This is a genomic window from Streptomyces sp. ATCC 21386 (assembly GCF_018728545.1).
In the GTDB taxonomy this organism is placed as follows: Bacteria; Actinomycetota; Actinomycetes; order Streptomycetales; family Streptomycetaceae; genus Streptomyces.
This window is the reverse complement of record NZ_JAAVVL010000001.1, coordinates 1,737,392-1,758,557: the sequence shown is the minus strand read 5'-3', so window position 1 is coordinate 1,758,557 and position 21,166 is coordinate 1,737,392. Positions and strand designations below refer to the sequence as shown.

At 72.0% G+C, this 21,166-nt stretch carries 13 protein-coding genes and 2 pseudogenes; 13 read left to right on the top strand and 2 right to left on the bottom strand.

Annotated features, from left to right (window positions below; genetic code table 11):
• The first annotated feature begins 67 nt into the window (after window positions 1–67).
• The 8 genes from GWK25_RS07740 (at window position 68) to GWK25_RS07705 (ending at window position 12,957) form a co-directional block, all read left to right on the top strand.
• Window positions 68–2,032 (top strand): ABC transporter ATP-binding protein, encoded by a 1,965-nt coding sequence (locus GWK25_RS07740; RefSeq protein ID WP_215449084.1) that lies wholly within the window; start codon window positions 68–70, stop codon window positions 2,030–2,032.
• Window positions 2,029–4,014, top strand: coding sequence for an ABC transporter ATP-binding protein (locus GWK25_RS07735; protein WP_215449083.1), 1,986 nt, complete (start codon window positions 2,029–2,031; stop codon window positions 4,012–4,014). Before GWK25_RS07740 ends, GWK25_RS07735 begins: the two co-directional genes overlap by 4 nt.
• 109 nt (window positions 4,015–4,123) lie before the next feature.
• Window positions 4,124–5,887 (top strand): ABC transporter ATP-binding protein, encoded by a 1,764-nt coding sequence (locus GWK25_RS07730; protein WP_215449082.1) that lies wholly within the window; start codon window positions 4,124–4,126, stop codon window positions 5,885–5,887.
• Window positions 5,887–7,689: an ABC transporter ATP-binding protein gene (locus tag GWK25_RS07725; RefSeq protein ID WP_251828762.1), complete on the top strand. Its 1,803-nt coding sequence runs from the start codon at window positions 5,887–5,889 to the stop codon at window positions 7,687–7,689. Before GWK25_RS07730 ends, GWK25_RS07725 begins: the two co-directional genes overlap by 1 nt.
• A gap of 76 nt (window positions 7,690–7,765) precedes the next feature.
• Window positions 7,766–7,999 carry a hypothetical protein gene (locus GWK25_RS07720; protein WP_251828761.1) on the top strand — a complete coding sequence of 78 codons (234 nt, stop codon included), beginning with the start codon at window positions 7,766–7,768 and terminating at the stop codon, window positions 7,997–7,999.
• Window positions 8,000–8,339: 340 nt separating this feature from the next.
• Window positions 8,340–10,406: a M4 family metallopeptidase gene (locus tag GWK25_RS07715; protein WP_215449081.1), complete on the top strand. Its 2,067-nt coding sequence runs from the start codon at window positions 8,340–8,342 to the stop codon at window positions 10,404–10,406.
• A gap of 246 nt (window positions 10,407–10,652) precedes the next feature.
• Window positions 10,653–12,323, top strand: coding sequence for a M4 family metallopeptidase (locus tag GWK25_RS07710; RefSeq protein WP_215449080.1), 1,671 nt, complete (start codon window positions 10,653–10,655; stop codon window positions 12,321–12,323).
• 100 nt (window positions 12,324–12,423) lie between these two features.
• Entirely contained in the window at window positions 12,424–12,957 is a 534-nt protein-coding gene (locus GWK25_RS07705; protein WP_215449079.1) for a DUF1990 family protein, read from the top strand.
• A gap of 42 nt (window positions 12,958–12,999) precedes the next feature.
• Here the strand turns inward: GWK25_RS07705 and GWK25_RS07700 are convergent, their stop codons facing one another.
• Window positions 13,000–13,341, bottom strand: a complete 342-nt coding sequence (locus tag GWK25_RS07700; protein ID WP_308404185.1) for an ankyrin repeat domain-containing protein — start codon at window positions 13,339–13,341, stop codon at window positions 13,000–13,002.
• A 132-nt stretch (window positions 13,342–13,473) separates the two neighbouring features.
• Window positions 13,474–16,110 carry a glycosyltransferase family 1 protein gene (locus GWK25_RS07695; RefSeq protein ID WP_215449078.1) on the bottom strand — a complete coding sequence of 879 codons (2,637 nt, stop codon included), beginning with the start codon at window positions 16,108–16,110 and terminating at the stop codon, window positions 13,474–13,476.
• 345 nt (window positions 16,111–16,455) lie between these two features.
• Here GWK25_RS07695 and GWK25_RS07690 point away from each other — a divergent pair, with 345 nt between their 5' ends.
• From GWK25_RS07690 to GWK25_RS44485, 5 genes and pseudogenes are all read left to right on the top strand, one after another.
• Entirely contained in the window at window positions 16,456–17,667 is a 1,212-nt protein-coding gene (locus GWK25_RS07690; RefSeq protein WP_215449077.1) for a S8 family peptidase, read from the top strand.
• 229 nt (window positions 17,668–17,896) lie between these two features.
• Window positions 17,897–18,595, top strand: a pseudogene (locus GWK25_RS07685) (maltotransferase domain-containing protein); the annotation flags it as partial.
• A 1-nt stretch (window position 18,596) separates the two neighbouring features.
• A pseudogene (locus GWK25_RS07680) lies at window positions 18,597–18,812 on the top strand (alpha-glucosidase C-terminal domain-containing protein); the annotation flags it as partial.
• A 95-nt stretch (window positions 18,813–18,907) separates the two neighbouring features.
• Window positions 18,908–20,404, top strand: a complete 1,497-nt coding sequence (locus tag GWK25_RS07675) for a phosphotransferase (RefSeq protein WP_215449076.1) — start codon at window positions 18,908–18,910, stop codon at window positions 20,402–20,404.
• Window positions 20,405–20,432: 28 nt separating this feature from the next.
• Window positions 20,433–21,166: histone H1-like repetitive region-containing protein (locus GWK25_RS44485; RefSeq protein WP_215449075.1), on the top strand; the 734-nt coding region annotated here is incomplete at its 3' end.

The window sequence follows — 21,166 nt, the reverse complement described above, 5'->3', positions numbered from 1 at the left end:
ACGACCGATCGAGGTCCGGCCAAAACTCGGTGGGCGTTGTCAGTGGCGATCCGTAGGCTCGCTGCTGATGCCCACGACACGTGCCACCGCAGAGGAACCCGACCGGACCGAGGAACCAGGGGCGGCCTCCGAGCCCGCGGACGCCGAGCGGGCTGAGCCCGGGCCCGCGGAACCCGAGTGGGCCGAGCCGCCCGCGAAGGCCCCTGGACGCTCCGCCGTACGTACGCTGCTGCGGCTGTGGCCGTACGTACGGCCCGTGCGGGTGCGGCTGTCCGTCGCCGCGGTGGTCGCGATCGTCGCCTCCCTCGTGGGCCTGTTCATCCCGCTGGTCCTGAAGTGGATGGTGGACGGCCCGGTCGCCGACCGGGACCCGGCGGGCGTGTGGCTCGGCGCGCTGTACCTGCTGCTGCTCGGGCTCGCCGAGGCCCTCCTGTTCGGTCTGCGGCGCTGGCTCGTGGCGCGGCCCCTCGCGGGGGTCGAGGCGTCGATGCGCGCGGATCTCTACCGTCATCTGCAACGCCTGCCGGTCGCCTTCCACGACCGCTGGGCCTCCGGTCAGCTCCTCTCGCGCGGGACGACCGATCTGATGCTGCTGCGGATGTTCCTCGCCTTCCCGCTGACGTTCCTGCTGGTCAACGCGGTCACCATCGTGGTCGGCGTGATCATCATGCTCGCCCAGGACTGGACCCTGGGGCTCGTCATCCTCGGGCCCGTCTTACCGGTGATCGTGACCTGCGTCGTCTTCGAGCGGAAGTACAACGCCGTCGCGCGCCTCGCGCAGGACCAGGTCGGCGACCTGACGACGGTCGTCGAGGAGAGCGTCCTCGGCATCCGCATCATCAAGGGGTTCGGGCGGCACCGCAGCCAGGCGCGCGCGTTCCGCGAGCTGTCCCGGACCCTGCGCGGCACGGAACTGCGCAAGGCCCGTCTGCTGTCGGTGATCTGGGGCGTCATCATCACGCTCCCCGAGATCGCGATCGGCGCGGCCCTCGTCCTCGGCGTCGTCCAGGTCGCCGACGGCGTGCTGTCGGCGGGCACCCTGGTCGCCTTCCTGTCCACCGCGCTCGCGCTGCGCTGGCCCGTCGACTCCATCGGCTTCCTGCTGGCGATGAGCCAGGAGGCGGCGACGGCGACGGAGCGGTACTTCGAGGTGATGGACGAGGAGCCGGAGTCCGGCGATCCCCAGGGGTCCGGCGCCCCGGCGTTCCGCCCGGCCGGGGCCGAGGACGGCGGGAAGCGGGACAGCGGGGACCGGGACGGGGAGGACGGGGGCACGGCCTGCGCAGACGGCGGGCTCCGGTTCCACGGCGTCACCTTCCGCTACCCCGACGCCGCGCCCGGCAGCACCCCCACCCTCGACCGCATCGACCTGCACATCCGGCCGGGCGAGTCGATGGCCCTGGTCGGCGCCACCGGCTCCGGCAAGACCACTCTCACCGCCCTCGTCCCCCGCCTGCACGAGGTCACCTCCGGCCGCATCACCCTGGACGGCGAGGACATCACCACGATGTCCCGGGACGCGCTGCGCGCCCTGGTCGCCGTGGCCTTCGAGGAACCCACCCTGTTCTCGGCCACCGTCGGCGAGAACGTGCTGATGGGCGCCCCGCCGGACGCGGGCGAACCCGAGCTGGACCGCGCCCTGGCCATCGCCCAGGCGGAGTTCGCGCACGCGCTCCCGCAGGGCACGGCCACCCAGGTGGGCGAGCAGGGCCTCAGCCTCTCCGGCGGTCAGCGGCAGCGCCTGGCGCTCGCGCGGGCGGTGGTCGGCAGACCCCGCTTCCTCGTCCTCGACGACCCGCTGTCGGCGCTGGACGTGCACACGGAGGCCGCGGTGGAGGCCGCGCTGCGCCGGGTGCTCGCGGAGACGACCGCGCTGATCGTCGCGCACCGCCCGTCGACCGTACTGCTCGCCGACCGGGTCGCCCTGCTCTCCGGCGGCCGGGTCACGGCCGTGGGCACCCACCAGGAACTGCTGCGCACGAACACGGAGTACGCCCATCTGATGTCCGGCACCGAGGAGGACGAGCGATGACGGCGCCCCTGACCACCGCGCCGAACAAGGAACCGGACGAGGAACCGGAGGGCGTCTCGACCGGCGAGTCGAGCGGTGATCCGAGCGGAGGGTCGAGCAGCGAGGCGCACGAGGGTCCGGCGGGGCGTTCGGGCACGGTGACGTCCCTGGAGAAGTCACCCGAAGGCGACCGGCCGGCCCCCGTGTCCGCCGACGACCCGTTCGACCACGACGACCTCCCCACTCCCCCGGGCGCCACCCTCGCCCTGCTGCGCTCCCTGCTCGCGCCGATGCGGGCCCGGGTGATCGTGGCGAGCTTGCTGCTCCTGCTCCAGCAGGCCGCGGTGCAGGCGGGCCCGCTGCTGGTGGCGTACGCCATCGACAGTGCCGTACCGGCGCTGCGCGACGGCCGGCACGGGCCGCTGATCGCGGTGGCGGCCGGCTACCTGGCGTGCGCGCTGGCGGCCGGCGGGCTGCAGTACCTGTTCATCGGGGCGTCCGCGCGAGTGAACCAGGACGTGCTGCTGGATCTGCGCGGCCGGATCTTCCGGCACGCGCAGGCGCTGAGCGTCGACTTCCACGAGCGGTACACCTCGGGCCGGCTGATCTCCCGGTCCACCACGGACGTCGAGTCGCTGCGCGAACTGCTCAACGAGGGGCTCCAGGAACTCATCGGGGTGATCCTCGCCTTCGTCTACATCTCGGCGATGCTGCTCTGGCTGGACCTGGGCCTCGGCGCGGCGGCGCTGGCGTCGTTCGTGCCGCTGTACGGGTTCGTACGGATGTACCAGCGGCGCGCGGCGAGCGTCTACACGGCCCGGTCCAGCGCGATCGCCGCGGTGATCGTGAAGTTCGCGGAGACGATGAACGGCATCCGTCCCGTGCGTGCGTTCCGCCGGGAGGCCGCGAACGACGCCGAGTTCAGCGCGCTGAACCGGCACCACGAGCGCAAGAACGGCGACGCGATCCTGGAGATGGCCCGCTATGTGGTCTGCTCCCGGGTGGTCGCCAACATCACGGTCGCGGCGATCGTGCTGTGGGGCGCCTACCGGGTGGCGTCGGAGACACTGGCGCTGGGTGTGCTGGCAGCCGCGGTGCTGTATCTGCGGCGGCTGTACGACCCGATCGACCGGCTCGGCATGTTCCTCAACTCGTACCAGTCGGCCGCGGCCTCGCTGGAGAAGATCGCCGGTCTGCTGGCCCAGGCCCCGTCGGTCCCGGAGCCCGCCGAGCCGAAGGAGCTGCCGGTCACCGACCGTGAACTCCCGGGCCGCGAGGTCGTGTTCGACGACGTCCGGTTCGCGTACCGCACCGGCGGCGAGGTGCTGCCCCGCTTCGACCTCACCCTCGCGGCGGGCAGCACGGTGGCGGTGGTCGGCTCCACCGGCGCCGGGAAGTCGACCCTGGCGAAGCTGGTGGCCCGTTTCTACGATCCCTCGTCCGGGCGGGTCCTGCTGGACGGTGTCGATCTGCGCGACCTCTCGGTGCCCGAGCTGCGGCGTGGGGTGATCATGGTGACGCAGGAGTCGTTCCTGTTCTCCGGCACGGTCGCCGAGAACATCGCCATCGGCCGCCCCGACGCGGGCCGCGAGGACATCGAGCGCGCCGCGAAGGCCATCGGCGCCCACGACTTCATCACCGCGCTGCCCGACGGCTACGACACCGACGTACGCAAGCGGGGTGGCCGTATCTCCGCCGGTCAGCGTCAACTCGTGGCGTTCGCACGGGCATTGCTGGCGGACCCGGCCGTCCTCATCCTGGACGAGGCGACCAGCTCGCTCGACATCCCCGGCGAACGGGCGGTCCAGCGCGCGATGGCGACGGTCCTGCGCGGGCGTACGGCCGTGGTGATCGCGCACCGCCTCTCCACGGTCGAGATCGCCGACCGGGTCCTGGTGATGGAACACGGCCGGATCGTGGAGGACGGCACCCCGGCCGACCTGATCGCGGGCACGGGCCGCTTCGCGGACCTGCACCGGGCCTGGCGGGACAGTCTGGCGTGACGACCCGCGCCCCGAAGGGGCGCGGGGAACCGCGCGAGAAGCCCCACCGGACCCGCACCCGAACACACACCCATTCACCCACTCAGACGTACACAGAAACCGGGGGCCCATGATCAACGCGTACGAGGACCCCGGCACCCCCGACCGACGAGGCGGCGCCCGCTACCTGTGGTGGCTGGTCAAGCAGCAGGCCGGCCGCTCCGCCCTCGGCTCCCTCATCTCATGCGTGTGGATGGTGCTGCTGGCGGCCACCCCCTACCTGCTCTCCCGCGCGATCGACGAGGGACTCGAACCCGGCGACCACCGGGCCCTGATCGGCTGGACCGCCGCCCTCTTCGGTGTCGGCGCCTTCAACGCCTGGCTGAGCGTCATGCGCCACCGCACGATGACCCGGGTCCGGATGGACGCCAACTTCCGCACGGTGAAGGTGGTGATGGCGCACGCCGTCCGGCTGGGAGCGGCGCTGCCCGGCCGCGCCGGCGCCGGAGAGGTCGTCACGATCGGCGTGGGGGACGTCCAGACGATCGCCGGGTCCCTGACGGTCATCGGGCCGGGGGTCGGCGCCCTCGCCGCCTACCTGGTGGTCGCCGGACTGCTCGTGACGGTCTCCCTGCCCATCGCGGCGGTCGTGCTGCTCGGGATGCCGCTGATCGCGGTGATCGTGGGGCCGATGATGCGGCGGCTGCAGGGCACGGAGACCGAGTACCGGGAACGGCAGGGCGTGCTGACCGCGCGGATCGCCGACCTCGCGGGCGGGCTGCGGGTCCTGGGCGGGCTGGGCGGCAAGGGGCTGGTCGCCGACGCTTTCCACCGGGACTCGCAGCGGCTGCGGGCGCAGGGGTACCAGGTGGGTGCGGTGACCAGCTGGATGCAGGCGCTCGGGGTGGGGCTGCCGACGCTGTTCCTCGCGGTGGTGACCTGGCTGGCAGCCCGGCTCGCCGCGCAGGGGGCCATCACCGTGGGCGAGTTGGTGTCGGTGTACGGGTACGTCACCGTGCTCGTGCGGCCGGTGTCGTACTTCGTCGACTGGGGGTACGAGGTCAGCCGCGGGGTGGTGGCCGCGCGGCGCGTCATCCGGTTCCTGAACCTGGAGCCGCTGCCGGACCGCGGCACGACGGACGCCCCCGCCGAGCCGTCGACGCTGCACGACCCCACGTCGGGGGTGCGGGTGCCGCCCGGCCGGCTGGTCGCGCTGGCCGCCGACCAGCCCGCCGACGCGGCGGCCGTGGTGGACCGGCTCGGACGGTACGCGCCGACCGCGGTGACCTGGGGAGGCATCCCACTGGACGCGATCCCGTTGGCGCAGGTCCGGGCACGGATCCTGGTCGCCGACCACGAGGCCGACCTGTTCGCGGGCCGGTTGCGCGACCTGCTCGGCGGGCACGGGGAGGTGGACGACGAGACGGCCGGCCGGGCGCTGCGGGCGGCGGTGGCCGAGGACATCGCGCAGGGCCTCGCGGACGGCCTCGACTCGGCGATCGACGCACAGGGCCGCAATCTCTCCGGCGGTCAGCGGCAGCGGGTACGGCTGGCGCGGGCGCTGGTGTCCGACCCCGAGGTGCTGCTCGCGGTCGAGCCGACCTCGGCGCTGGACGCGCACACCGAGGCCCGGGTGGCCGGACGGCTGCGGGCCGCCCGCGCGGGCCGTACGACCCTCGTGACCACCACGTCGCCCCTCGTCCTCGACCACGCCGACATCGTCGTCCACCTGGTGGACGGCAAGGTCTCGGCCTCCGGCACCCACCACGAACTCCTCGCCGCCGAACCGGGTTACCGGAACTTGGTGGCACGGGACACGGGAGAGCCGGAGGGGCCGCGCGGCGCGGAGGACACGGGCGGCGCGGGGCGCACGGACGCGGAGGTCGTACGGTGATGACGACAGCGGCAAGGGGCAGGAGAGCAACCGCGGTTGATGCCGACCCCCGTCCCTCCGAGCGGCTGCCCATCGCCGACGCGCGGGCCGTGCGGCGGGCTACCGTGCGACTGGTGCGGGCGGACGGGCGGGCCTTCCTGGCCGTGCTGGGGCTGAACGGGGCGGCTGCCGCCACGGGGCTCGCCGGGCCGTGGCTGGTGGGGCGGATCATCGACGAGGTGCGCGGCGGGGCCGGCGTCGGGGTCGTGGACCGGCTCGCGGCGGCGATCCTGCTGTGCGCGGTGGCACAGTTGCTGTTGGCACGCTGGGCCCGATATGTGGGGCACCGGTTCGGGGAACGGACGCTGGCGCGGGTGCGCGAGGAGTTCGTGGACCGGACCCTGGCGCTGCCGGCGTCGGTCGTGGAGCGGGCGGGGACCGGGGATCTGACGGCGCGCGGCACGGCCGACGTGGACGCGGTGGGCAAGACCCTGCGTGACGTGGGCCCCGAGCTGCTCATCAGCTCGGTGCAGGCACTGTTCCTGATCGGCGCGGTGTTCGCGCTGGACCCGCTGCTCGGGGTGTGCGCGCTGGTCGGGCTGAGCGGCATCGGGGTGGTGCTGCGCTGGTATCTGCGCCGAGCGCGCGAGGGTTATCTCGCGGAGGGCGCGGCCGGTTCGGAGGTGGCGGAGATCGTCGCGGCGACCGCGTCGGGGGCCCGTACGGTCGAGGCGCTGCGGCTGGAGCGCCGGCGGATCACGGCGAGCCGGGACGCGCTGGAGGAGTCCCGGCGCCGCCGCCTCCACACCCTGTTCCTGCGCACGGTGTTCTTCCCCGGCGTCGAGGTCTCGTACTTCGTGCCCCAGGTCCTCGTGCTCCTCCTCGGCGGTGTGCTGCTCGCGCGCGGCGCGGTCACGCTGGGCGTGGTGGTGTCGGCGGCCCTGTATCTGCAGCAGCTGAGCGGCCCGCTCGACGAGATCCTGATGCGGGTGGAGCTGCTGCAGAGCAGCGGCGCGTCGTTCGCCCGGGTGGAGGGTCTGGCCGGGGCCCCGCGCACCGGCTCCGCCGCCACCCCGGAGCCCGCGGACGACCGTATCGACGTACGGGGTGTCCGGTACGCGTACGAGCGGGGCGGCGAGGTGCTGCGGGGCGTGGACCTGACGATCCGCCCGGGTGAACGGCTCGCGGTGGTGGGCCCGTCCGGCGCCGGGAAGACGACGCTGAGTCGCCTCCTGGCGGGCATCGACGCGCCGACCGCCGGGACCGTGACGGTCGGCGGTGTGCCCGTCGTCGACCTCGGCCCCGAGCGGCTGCGCCGCCAGGTGGTCCTGGTCACCCAGGAGCACCACGTCTTCCTGGGCACGGTCCGCGACAACCTCCTCATCGCCGAACCGGCGGCCACGGACGAGGAGTTGTGGGAGGCTCTGTCGGCGGTGGGCGCGGACGGCTGGGTCCGTGACCTCCCCGACGGCCTGGGCACGCGCCTCGGCGAGGGCGGGCGTCGCACGGACGGCCCCCAGGCGCAGCAACTCGCCCTCGCCCGGGTGGTCCTGGCCGACCCGCACACCCTCATCCTCGACGAGGCGACCGCCCTGCTCGACCCGACCACCGCCCGCCACACCGAACGCGCCCTCGCCGCCGTCCTCCAGGGCCGCACGGTCATCGCCATCGCCCACCGCCTCCACACCGCCCACGACGCGGACCGCGTGGCGGTGATGGAGAACGGCCGCGTCACCGAACTCGGCACCCACGACGACCTGGTGACGACGGACGGCGCGTACGCGGCACTGTGGCGGCGCTGGCACGGGGAGGAGACGGCCTGACGGGAACGCGGGTCCGGTACGGTCCGCGGCGGACGCGCACGGCCCCGTGCGAGGATCACCGAACAGCCCTACGACGATGGGAAGAACGCCTCCCGTGATGCCGCCGATGTGTGTCGTCTGCCCTCGCAAGCCGCGCGGCGGCAAACCTCTCCCCGAGTTCACCCTGGTGTACTTCCGGGCGACCCGGACGTACGACGACGAATGGGAGGGTCACCCGGAGAACGCCGTCTGGTTCTGCAACGACCACGCGCACCTGGCCGAGGGGCTGACCCATCTGACGGCCGCCGAGGCGTTGGAACGGATCAGGTAGGGCGGCTCCGTGGGCCTCCGCCCTCCGCTTTCCGCGCTCGGCCCTGCGCCCCCGCCCTCTGCCCCACCAGGTGAACACTCCGTTTATCGAACATGATCAACCGGGCAACGGACCATTTCCGGCCAACTTATTGACGCGCCCCTGACAGGAAGCGCAATCTCCTGCCACTCTGCCCACAACCGCGGCACAGCAACCTCACAAGCAGCGCTGTGACGTGCCGCGCGGCACCCCCACGCATGTGGTTTTCGCGTTCGTCAGTGCACACCTTGTTCTGCCCGGACGGCCACCAGTCGTCCGGTCTCCCCTGGCCGTGCGAACCGCGGCCGCGCAGAAGGAGTCAGTGTTGAGACGCCAGTCCCACAGACGCACCTCCCACACCGGTAACACCTTCGGCCGCACCGCCCGTCGGCGCGCGGCCGCCGGCGCGCTCGTCGCCGTCACCGCCCTGTTGGCCGCGGCCGTCCAGTCGGGCGCCGCCACCGCCGCCCCGGAGAAGGCACCGTCGGCTGCGGGCAAGGCCACCGGCACGGCCTCGGTCAAGCTCACCCCCGCCCAGCGGGCCGAGCTGATACGCGAGGCCACCGCGACGAGGGCGGAGACGGCCGAAGAGCTGAACCTCGGCGCCAAGGAGAAGCTCGTCGTCCGTGACGTGATCAAGGACCGCGACGGCACCGTGCACACCCGCTACGAGCGGACCTACGACGGCCTCCCGGTCCTCGGCGGCGACCTGGTCGTCGAGACCTCGAAGGCGGGCGCGACCGAGGGCATCGTCAAGGCCACCAAGGCGAAGATCGCCGTCCCGTCGCTGACGCCGACCGTCAGCAAGGGCAAGGCCGAGAAGCAGGCCCTCGGCGCCGCGAAGGCCGAGGACGCCAAGAGCCCGGACATCAACCGCGCGCCCCGCAAGGTCGTCTGGGCCGCGAGCGGCAAGCCGGTCCTCGCCTACGAGACGGTCGTCGGCGGCTTCCAGCACGACGGCACCCCGCAGGAGCTGCACGTCATCACGGACGCCACCAGCGGCGCCAAGCTGTACGAGTGGGAAGCGGTCGAGACCGGCACCGGCAACACCGTCTACAGCGGCCAGGTGACCCTCGGCACCACCCAGTCCGGTTCGACGTACAACCTCACCGACGGCGCCCGCGGCAACCACCGCACGAACAACCTCAACCGCGGCACGTCCGGCACCGGGACCCTGTTCTCCGGCCCCGACGACGTGTGGGGCAACGGCGCCCCGTCGAACCTGGAGTCGGCCGCCGCCGACGCCCACTACGGCGCGGCGCTGACCTGGGACTACTACAAGAACGTGCACGGCCGCAGCGGCATCCGCGGTGACGGCGTCGGCGCCTACTCGCGCGTGCACTACGGCAACAACTACGTCAACGCGTTCTGGCAGGACTCCTGCTTCTGCATGACGTACGGCGACGGCTCCGGCAACGCCAACCCGCTCACCTCGATCGACGTGGCCGCGCACGAGATGACCCACGGCCTCACGTCCAACACGGCCGGCCTGAACTACAGCGGCGAGTCCGGCGGCCTGAACGAGGCCACCTCGGACATCTTCGGCGCGACGGTCGAGTTCTTCGCGGCGAACACCTCCGACGTCGGTGACTACCTCATCGGCGAGGAGATCAACATCAACGGCGACGGCACGCCGCTGCGTTACATGGACCGCCCGAGCAAGGACGGCTCCTCCAAGGACGCCTGGTACTCGGGCATCGGCTCGATCGACGTGCACTACTCCTCGGGCCCCGCGAACCACTTCTTCTACCTGCTCTCCGAGGGCAGCGGCGCCAAGACCATCAACGGTGTCAGCTACAACTCGCCCACCTCGGACAACCTGCCGGTGACCGGCATCGGCCGGGACAAGGCGGAGAAGATCTGGTTCCGCGCGCTGACCACCAAGTTCACCTCGACCACCAACTACGCGGGTGCCCGCACCGGCACCCTGGCGGCGGCCGGTGAGCTGTACGGCACCACGTCCGCCGAGTACACGGCCGTGGCCAACGCCTGGGCGGGCGTGAACGTGGGCACCCGGCCCGGCGGGGGCGGGGGCGGCGGTACGTCGTTCGAGAGCACGACCGACGTATCGATTCCGGACAACGGCGCGGCGGTCACCTCGCCGATCACGGTCTCCGGCCGGACCGGAAACGCTCCCTCGAACCTGGCGGTCGCCGTGGACATCGTCCACACCTACATCGGTGATCTCCAGGTCCAGCTGGTCGCCCCCGACGGCACGGCGTACACGCTGAAGGCGTACGGCAATGGCGGCAGCTCGGACAACATCAACACCACGTACACCGTGAACGCTTCCTCCGAAGTCGCCAACGGTGTCTGGCAGTTGAGGGTCCAGGACAACGCGGCCCGTGACACCGGGTACATCAACAGCTGGAAGCTGACGTTCCCGTAGACCGGCTCGGGCGCACGCGCGGGTCACCCCCGCGCACCCGCCCCCTGTTCCTGAACGGCGCCGCCCCGGTGGGTCGATTCCCGCCGGGGCGGCGCTCGTTCATGTTCCCGCAACATTCACCGGACAGTTGACTTTCGGCCAACATCATCACCCCCTCCTGACATGAACACGACCCAGGTGTCACTCTTCCTCCACCCGCCGCACCAGCACCAGCACCCCTGCACTTCCCCCACATAAGGAGCTCGTGTGACTCCCCGACGTCCTCTCTACGCGCGTCACAAGCGCACCACGCTCGCCATCGCGACCGCCGTCGCCGCCGGCGCGCTGCTGACCACCGGCCTGACCTCCGGTGCCACCGCCCAGCCCGCGCCCGTCGCGGACAAGGCCCGGCCGGCCGGGGCCCCGGTCCTGTTGACCCCCGCCGCGCGCACCGCCCTGATCAAGGAGGCGGACGCGGCCACGGCCGAGACCGCCGACGAGATAGGCCTCGGCGCCAAGGAGGAACTGGTCGTCCGTGACGTCCTCAAGGACGCGGACGGTACGGTCCACACGCGCTACGAGCGCACCTACGGCGGCCTCCCGGTCCTCGGCGGCGACCTGGTCGTCCACGAGTCGAAGGCCGGCGCCATCAAGAGCGTCACCAAGGCGACCACCGCCACCGTCAAGGTCCCCGACCTGACCGCGGCCGTCACCAAGGCCACCGCCGAGAAGCAGGCGCTGAAGGCCGCCAAGGCCGAGGGCTCCAGCAAGACAGCGGCCGACAAGGCCCCGCGCAAGGTCGTCTGGGCCGCGAACGGCAAGCCCGCCCTCGCCTACGAGACGGTCGTCGGCGGCTTCCAGCACGACGGCACCCCGCAGGAGCTGCACGTCGTCACCGACGCGGAGACCGGCAAGAAGCTTTACGAGTGGGAGGCCGTCCAGACCGGTACCGGCAACAGCCAGTACAACGGCCAGGTCTCCATCGGCACCTCGCTGTCCGGCTCGACGTACCAGCTGAACGACGCCTCGCGCGGCGCCCACAAGACGTACAACAAGGCCCGCGCCACGTCCTCCTCGGCCGGCACGCTCTTCACCGACGCGGACGACGTCTGGGGCACCGGCACCGCCACCAGCTCCTCCACCGACCAGAACGCCGCCGTGGACGCCCACTACGGCGCCCAGGTCACCTGGGACTTCTACAAGAACGTCCTCGGCCGCAACGGCATCAAGAACAACGGTGTCGCCGCGTACTCCCGGGTCCACTACGGCAACGCGTACGTCAACGCCTTCTGGTCCGACAGCTGCTTCTGCATGACGTACGGCGACGGCGCGGGCAACACCAAGCCGCTCACCTCGCTGGACGTGGCCGGGCACGAGATGACCCACGGCCTGACGTCCAACACCGCCGGGCTGAACTACAGCGGCGAGTCCGGCGGCCTGAACGAGGCCACCTCGGACATCCTCGGCACGGCGGTCGAGTTCTACGCCGCCAACGCCAAGGACCCGGGCGACTACCTGATCGGCGAGAAGGTCGACATCCGCGGCAACGGCACCCCGCTGCGCTACATGGACCAGCCGAGCAAGGACGGCTCGTCGGCCAACTACTGGTCGTCGTCGCTCGGCAGCCTGGACGTCCACTACTCCTCGGGCCCGGCGAACCACTTCTTCTACCTCCTGTCCGAGGGCAGCGGCGCGAAGACGATCAACGGGGTCTCGTACAACTCCCCCACCTCCAACGGCGCCACGATCACTGGCATCGGCCGCGCCAAGGCCACCCAGATCTGGTACAAGGCGCTGACGACGTACATGACGTCGACCACGAACTACAAGGGCGCCCGCACGGCGACCCTGAACGCGGCGTCGTCGCTCTACGGCGCGAGCAGCGCGGAGTACGCCGCGGTGAACGCGACGTGGGCGGCGGTCAACGTCACGGCGTGACACGGAGTGACATGACATGACAGCGCGGCCTGATTCCCAGGTCGCTCGGGGCGGTACCCGGAGAGAAGGCGACTCCGGGTACCGCCCTAGTCTGTGCGCCATGCCCGAAACCACCGGCCCGCTCCCCGAGGGCCCCTTCACCTACGAGGCCGTCGGCGCGACCCGCGAGGGCCACTGCCCGCCGGACTTCAACCCCCTCCACGTCCGCTCCCGCATAGGCGAGGGCACGGACGTGTTCGAGCGGGCCGCGCACGCGGTCCGCACGTGGGAGATGCACCGCGCGATGGGCGTCGGCATACGCGCGTCCGCCCCCGAGGCGGCCCCCGGCGTCGACGTGACGGTCACCCTCGGCGGCGTGATCAAGGCCCCCTGCCGCGTGGTCTGGACGGTCGACGAACCGCGCCGCAAGGGCTGGGCCTACGGCACGCTCCCGGGCCACCCCGAATGCGGCGAGGAGTCCTTCGTGGTCGACCGCACGGGCGACGGCACGGTCTGGCTCACGGTCACCGCCTTCAGCCGCGGCGCGAAGTGGTACGCCCGGGCGGGCGGGGCGGCGACGCGGGGGTTGCAGCATGCTTATGCGCGGCGGTGCGGGGTGGTGCTGCGGAGGCTGGCGGGGGACCCGAAGGGGTGAGCCGGGGCGGAGCCCTGCGAACTCGAGAAGCGGCACGTACGTTCAAGCGGGCCGCATAAAACGCACGAGGAGTCGCTTGGCCATCGCATGCCGATACTCGTCCGCCCACACCAGCGGAGACTTCCCCGGGCTTCCTTCGGCCTCCGGAGTGGCCCCGTACGCAAGAAGTACCGCCACCAGTGTCACCCCCATTTCATGGCCGGCCTGAATTGCCGTGTCGGCCTCATAGTCCACCGCATGAGCCAACAAGGTCATTCCGCAGCACACCTCGTCGGGGTCCACTCCCGAGTCCAGCAATCGAGCCAATTCATCCGGCTCACCGTTCTCGACGGCCTGGTGAGCCGGTGTCCACACGTTCTCCATACGCATCACGAACAGTTCCACCTCACATGCGGACCGCAATTGGCCCGGCAGAGGGTACCAACGCACAACTGCCGTGACATTGACGGAAGTCGCCACAGTGCAAGTGCCGGGCCCCGGCTCCTGTGGCCCAAGAACCCGGCGCTGCACGGCCGCCTAGCGCATCAACACCCCCGCCCCCTCCCCCAGCTCCTCCGAAGGCACCACCACCAGCCCCAGTTCGGCCGCCGAGGCCAGCAGGCGGTGGGTCGGGAGGATGCGGACCGTGTAGCCGAAGGAGCCCGTGCGGTCCAGGGCGAGCGGGCCCTCGTAGACCCAGCGGCCCTCGTCGTCGGGGCCGCTCGCCGGCTTCAGCGGGACGCAACTGGCGTCGGTGATGCGGTCGTCGGTGTCCACGCGCCCGGAGACCGCCTGGACCTCGACGTCGTCGGGGCCGAGGTCGCCCAGGCCGACCCGGACGCGCAGCACCAGCGTCGCGCCCAGCTCGGCGGCCGTGCTGAGCGGGGCCGCCGAGGTCTCCACGTGGTCCACGCTCACCCGGTGCCAGGCGCCCCGCACCCGCCCCTTCCAGGCGGACAGTTCGCGGGCCGTGTCCGGGGTCAGCGACCGGTGCGCGCGGGCGGCGGGGGTGTAGAGGCGGTCGACGTACTCCCGGACCATCCGCCCCGCCAGCACCTTCGGCCCGAGGTGGGTGAGCGTCTCGCGGACCATCTCGATCCAGCGGTCGGGCAGCCCGCCCGGGCCACGCTCGTAGAAGCGGGGGGCGACCCGCCGTTCCAGCAGGTCGTAGAGGGCGGCCGCCTCCACGTCGTCCCGGCGGTCGTGGTCCTCCTCGGACGCCGTGCCGTCGGCCGTGGGGATCGCCCAGCCGAAGTCCGGCCGGAACCACTCGTCCCACCAGCCGTCCAGGACGGAGAGATTGAGACAGCCGTTGAGCGCCGCCTTCATCCCGCTCGTCCCGCACGCCTCCAGCGGGCGCAGCGGGTTGTTCAGCCACACGTCGCAGCCCGGGTACAGCTTCTGTGCCATCGCCATGCCGTAGTCGGGCAGGAACACGATCCGGTGGCGGACGCGGGGGTCGTCGGCGAACCGCACCAGCTCCTGGATCAGGCGCTTCCCGCCGTCGTCGGCCGGGTGCGCCTTGCCCGCGACCACGATCTGGATCGGATGCTCCGGGTGGAGCAGCAACTCCATCAGCCGGTCCTGGTCGCGCAGCATCAGTGTCAGACGCTTGTACGAGGGGACCCGGCGGGCGAAGCCGATTGTCAGGACGTCCGGGTCGAGGACGCCCTCGATCCAGCCGAGTTCGGCCGTGCCGGCACCGCGCTGCCGCCAGGAGGCGTACAGGCGTTGCCGTACCTCGACGACGAGTTGTTCGCGCAGGTCGCGGCGTAGGTCCCAGATGTCCTGGTCGGGGATGTCGCCCACGGCGTCCCAGCGTTCGGAGCCGCCGACGGTCATGGCGTCCTCGGTCCGTTCGGCGCCGATCTGGCGGGCGCCGAGCCGGAAGACCTCCGGGGCCACCCAGGTCGGGGCGTGCACGCCGTTGGTGACCGAGGTGATCGGGACCTCGTCCGGGTCGAAGCCCGGCCACAGCCCGGAGAACATCTCCCGGCTGACCTGTCCGTGCAGCAGCGAGACCCCGTTGGCGCGCTGGGCGAGCCGGAGCCCCATCACCGCCATGTTGAAGACGTTCGGGTCGCCGCCCTGGTACGTCTCCATGCCGAGCCCCAGGATGCGACCCACGTCGATGCGCGGGAGTTCGGCGTCGGGGCCGAAGTGGCGGGCGACCAGTTCACGGTCGAAGCGGTCGATGCCGGCCGGGACGGGGGTGTGCGTGGTGAAGACGGTGCCGGAGCGGACCGCCTCCAGGCCGGCGTCGAAGTCGAGCCCCTCGTCGCCGAGTTCGGCGATGCGTTCCAGGCCGAGGAACCCGGCGTGGCCCTCGTTGGTGTGGAAGACCTCGGGCCCCGCGTGGCCGGTGAGCCGGCAGTACGTGCGCACCGCCCGGACACCTCCTATGCCGAGCAGCATCTCCTGCAGGAGCCGGTGTTCGCTGCCGCCTCCGTAGAGCCGGTCGGTGACCCCGCGTTCGCCGAGGTCGTTCTCCTCGACGTCCGAGTCGAGGAGCAGCAGCGGCACTCGGCCCACCTGGGCCTGCCAGATCCGGGCGTGCAGCCGGCGGCCGCCGGGGAGGGCGAGGCCGACCCGGGCGTGGGTGCCGTCGGCCTCCTGCAGCGGCACCAGGGGCAGTTCGTTCGGGTCGAGCACCGGATAGTGCTCCTGCTGCCAGCCGTCCCGGGACAGGGACTGCCGGAAGTAGCCGTGCCGGTAGAGCAGGCCGACGCCGATCAGCGGGACCCCGAGGTCGCTGGCCGCCTTCAGGTGGTCGCCGGCGAGGATGCCGAGGCCGCCGGAGTACTGCGGCAGCGCGGCCGTGATCCCGAACTCGGGCGAGAAGTAGGCGATGGCGGCGGGGAGTTCGGCACTCTGCGCCTGCCCCTGGTACCAGCGGTCGCCGGTGACGTAGTCACGCAGTTCGTCGGCGGCGGCGGTCAGCCGGCGCAGGAAGCGCCGGTCCTCGGCGAGCTCGGTCAGACGCTGTACGGAGACGGAGCCGAGGAGGCGTACGGGGTCACCGCCGGAGGCGGCCCAGCGCTCGGGATCGACCGACTGGAAGAGGTCTCTGGTCTCCGGGTGCCAGGACCAGCGCAGATTGCGCGCCAGTTCGCTGAGCGGATGGAGGGCTTCGGGCAGGACGGGTCGGACGGTGAATCTGCGGATGGCCTTCACAGAGGATTCCACCTTCGCGCCAGGACGTACGGGCCGGGGGACGCACTCCGCTGTGCGCCGTTCGTCACCCCCCGACGGTAGCGGCGCGGGGGCCGTGGCAACTACGGCGCGTCCCTCCGTATGCAATTACGGCGCATCCGTACCCCGGCCGCCCGGCGGGGCAGTCCGCCCCGGCCCGTTCAGTCCTGAATTCGCCGCAAGCCGTCAGCAACATCCACATGTACCCCACAGGTGATATTGGCTGATTCCACCCCTCTGCGCGGCCTTGTGGGGCTTCACCCCGCACGAGAGGCTTCCGGTGGACCCCGGTGTGGGAGCGCCGGGCCGAGGAGGGGATTCTCAGACATGGGCCAGCCGGCAGAGACGAGAAACAGGGGTGCGCGCCGGGCGGGTGGGCTCACGGCGGTGCTGACGGCCGCGGCGCTTTCGGCCATCACCCTGCCCGCGCACGCCGCCCCGGAGGGGTTCGTCCACGGCGCCGGCGAGCCCGGCTCCGTCAACGGCAGTTACATCGTCACCCTCGAACCGGGAACGAGGGCCCCGTCGACGGCAGGACAGGACATAGCGTCGAAGTACGGGGCGAAAATACGCCACATGTACGGCAGCGCCCTGAACGGCTACTCCGTGACGGTCGGTGAGCAACAGGCCAGGCGGCTCGCGGCGGACCCCCGGGTGTCGTCGGTCGTCCAGGACACGAAGGTCGCCTACACCGGCAGTCCGCCGGGCCCGCCGTCGTGGGGCCTGGACCGCGTCGACCAGCCGAACCTGCCGCTCGACAGGAGCTACACCTGGCCGGAGTCGGCGGGCCGGGGCGTCACCGTGTACGTGATCGACACCGGCGTACGGATCACCCACCAGGACTTCGGCGGACGGGCGAGCAACGGCTGGGACTTCGTGCAGAACGACCGCACGGCCCAGGACGGCAACGGCCACGGCACCCATGTCGCGGGCACCGTCGCCGGCACCGCGTACGGGGTCGCCAAGAAGGCGAAGGTCGTCGCCGTCCGCGTGCTCGACGACGCGGGCGGGGGCACGACCGCCCAGGTCATCGCGGGTGTCGACTGGGTCACCGAGCATGCGAGGAAGCCGGCCGTGGCCAATATGAGCCTCGCCGGTCTCGGCAACACCCAACTCGACGAGGCCGTGCGCAACTCCATCGCCTCCGGGGTGACCTACACGGTGGCCGCGGGCAACGACGGACGGACCGCGGGCCTCTACTCGCCCGCCCGCGTCAAGCAGGCGATCACGGTCGGCGCCACCGACCGGAAGGACGTCCGTGCCGACTTCTCGAACTGGGGCCCGAGCCTTGACCTGTTCGCTCCCGGCCGGTCCATCACCTCGGCCTCGCACCGGAGCGACTCCGCGCGGGCGACCCACTCCGGTACGTCCATGGCCGCGCCGCACGCCGCGGGCGCGGCGGCCCTGTATCTGGCCGACCGTCCACGGGCCGCTCCCGCGGACGTGGCCAAGGCGTTGGTCAAGCGTGCGGTTTCGGGCAAGGTCAAGGACAGACATCCGGGCTCCCCGAACAGGCTTCTTCTCGTCGACCGCCTGTAGGAACCCGTAACACCAGTGGTGAGCGGGTCTTTACCGAGAGCGACTACAGTGACCGGCCTCGACCCCTTCGGACGAGGCCGGTCTTGTGTGTAGACATACGCGTGAGTAGTTAACAAAGTGCCGGAATGCCCACCCGCACTGTGTGGGAAGGCTCCACCGGTACGTCCCGCTGGCCCCACCTCCCCACACCCTCATCCGCCCACCCACGTTGACGCGGACAGGAGCGGTCATGCCCGCCACGCACCACTCGTCACCACCCCCGACGACCAGTAGCACCCCCGCCCCACCCGACAGCACCGCCGCACGCCCCGCGCGCCGGGCGCGCACCGGCCCGCCCGCGCCCTCCTCGGTGCCTCCAACACCCCCGGAGACTCAGGGCGCTCCCACCATCGGACGGATACCGGTCCTCGATGTGCGGCCGACCGTCCACCACGGCCGCCGACCGGCGAAGGCCGTCGTGGGCGAGGCCTTCGAGATCTCGGCCGTCGTCATCCGGGAGGGCCACGACGCGGTCGCCGCCAATGTCGTGCTCCGGGACCCGGAGGGCCGCCCGGCCGGGTGGACCCCGATGCGCGAACTGGCCCCCGGCACCGACCGCTGGGGCGCCACCGTCTCCGTACCGAGCGAGGGCCTGTGGTCCTACGCCGTGGAGGGCTGGGGCGACCCGGTCGCCACGTGGCGCCATCACGCCCGCATCAAGGTTCCGGCCGGCATCGACACCGAGCTGGTGCTGGAGGAGGGCGCGCGTCTCCACGAACGCGCCGCCGACGAGGTTCCCGAGGGCAAGAGCGGTCGGGGCACCCTCCTCGCCGCCGTGGACGCGCTCCGGGACACCGCCCGTCCCGTCTCGGCCCGGCTGGCGGCGGCGTTGGCGCCGGAGGTGGACGAGGTCCTGGCCCGCCATCCCCTGCGGGAACTGGTCACCTCCTTACCTGCGCGAGTACAAGGACGACCTGGTGCTGTGCGTGAACAACTTCTCCCGTTTCGCCCAGCCCACCGAGCTCGATCTGCGCACCTACGAAGGACGCCACCCCGTCGAACTCATCGGCGGGGTCCGCTTCCCCGCCATCGGTGAACTGCCCTACCTCCTCACCCTCGCGGGCCACGGCTTCTACTGGTTCCGCCTGCGGAAGGACGCCGTGTAAACCCGACCGGAACCCCGGGCGGGCCGGTTTCCCCCGGCCCGCCCGGGGCACGCAGACAGGAACACCCCCGTCCCCCGGGGAAAGGACGCGATTCCATGTCGGAAGCCGCTTCGCACTCCACCGCGACAAGTCCTGCGCCACCGCCTCCCACAGAACCGACAGCCGGGCTGCTCACCTCGCTGGAGCCCCTGCTGCGCGAGTGGCTGCCGCGGCAGCGCTGGTTCGCGGGGAAAGGGCGACCGGTCACCGGGTTCAGCCTGGTGGCGGCGACGGAACTGCTGCCGGTGGGCACCCCTGCGGCAGGCGGGCCCCAGGGGTCCGGCGGGTCCAAGGCGGGGCTGCTGCATCTCCTCGTCCGCGCGCATCAGCCGCTGGTGCCGTCCCAGGGCGCCGCGACGCACCCCGGCGACTGCTACCAACTGCTGCTCGGTGTACGCGAGACACTGCCGCCCCGGCTGGCGCCCGCGCTGATCGGGCATGTGGCGGAGGGGCCGCTGGCCGGGCGGACGGTGTACGAGGCGCTGCACGACCCCCGTCTCGCCGATGTCCTTCTGGAGGCGTTGCGCACCCAGGCGCGCGTCGGTGAGCTGCGCTGCGGACGGGACACGCGTCATGACATCCCCGAGGGCCTGGTGCCGCGTCTGGCCACCGCCGAGCAGTCCAATTCCTCGCTCGTCTACGGCGATACGTTCATCCTGAAGCTGTTCCGCCGGGTCGTGCCCGGGGACAACCCCGACCTCGAACTGCCGCTGGCTCTCTCCCAGGAGGGCTGCCTGCGGGTACCGGCACCGGTGGCGTGGATGGTGGCGGACCTGGGCCGCCCCGGCGACCCCGGCGACCCCGACGGCCATCACGTCCTGGGCGTCCTGCAACCCTTCCTGCACGGGGCGGCGGACGGCTGGGAACTGGCGCTGAGCGTGCTGTCCAAGGGCGAGGACTTCACCGCCGAGGCGCGTGCGCTCGGGCGGGCCACCGCCGAGGTGCACACCGCGCTGACGACCGCCCTGCCCACGGTCACCATGGGCCGGGCCCAACTGCAGGCGCTGGTCGAGGGGATGACCGAACGCCTGGAGGCCGCCGCGCAGGCCGTCCCCGCACTGCGGCCGTACGCGCCCGGTCTGCGCACGGCCTTCTCGGCGCTGGCCGACCTGGCCGCCGAGGGACGCACATGGACGGCGCAGCGCATCCATGGCGACCTGCACCTCGGGCAGTGCCTGCGTGCGCCGTCCGGAGAATGGTCGCTCATAGATTTCGAGGGCGAGCCGTCGAAGCCGCTGGCCGAGCGGCGGATGCCGCAGCCCGTCGCCCGCGACATCGCCGGCATGCTCCGCTCCTTCGACTACGCCGCGCACTCCCTGCAGCCCCCGGCCGCCGACTGGGCGACCGCCTGCCGGGCCGCGTACTGCTCCGGGTACGCGGATGTCTCCGGGGTCGATCCGCGGACCGATCCCGTGCTGCTGCGCGCGTACGAGACCGACAAGGCCGTGTACGAGGTCCTCTACGAGGCCCGCCACCGTCCCGACTGGCTCCCGGTACCCCTGGCCGCGGTCCGCCGCCTGGCCACGGACCCCTGCACCGACACCACCCCCTGACACCACCCCTTTCGAGGAGACCGTCCCTGTGACTCCCCGCCCGCCGTCCGACGACAGCACGCAGCCCCCCGCCGCCGGGGCCGAGGTACCGGCCCCGGTGAAGAAGGCCGCCGCGAAGAAGACGGCCACGAAGACGAAGAAGACGGCCACGAAGAAGACGACGGCGGCGGCGAGGAAGCCTGCGGCCAAGAAGGCGACGGCGACGGGGGCGAAGGGCACGACCGTGGCTGGCGGGGCCGCGCCGGGAGAGACGGCGCAGGACGCGGGCACGGCGGCGGAGAAGGCCGTCGCCACGAGCGCCGCCACGAAGAACGCGGCGGCGAAGAAGCCCCCGGCGAAAAGGGCTCCGGCCGCGAAGAAGGCGGCAGCGAGGAAGACCGCGGCCAAGTCGACCACGGCCGGCAGGGCCACCACCGTTGGCGCCGCCCCCACCGGTGACGTCACCGCAGGGACCGTGGCCGCCGGCGGTGTCGCCGAGAAGGCCGTAGCCAAGAAGGCCTCCGCGAAGAAGGCGGCAGCGAAGAAGACCGTCGCGAAAAAGGCGGCAGCGAAGAAGACCGCCGCCAAGACGGCGGTCACGAAGACGGCGGTTGCCAAGAAGCCCGTAGCCAAGACGGCCGAAGACAGGACGGCCGTCGCGAAGAAGGCCATCGCGAAGAAGGCCTCCGCGAAGAAGGCTGTCGCCGCGCCCGAGTCGGCCGTGGCCGAGCCTTCCGCTGCCGTGTCGGTGCTCGCCGGATCGTCCACCACGCCCCCCGGAGC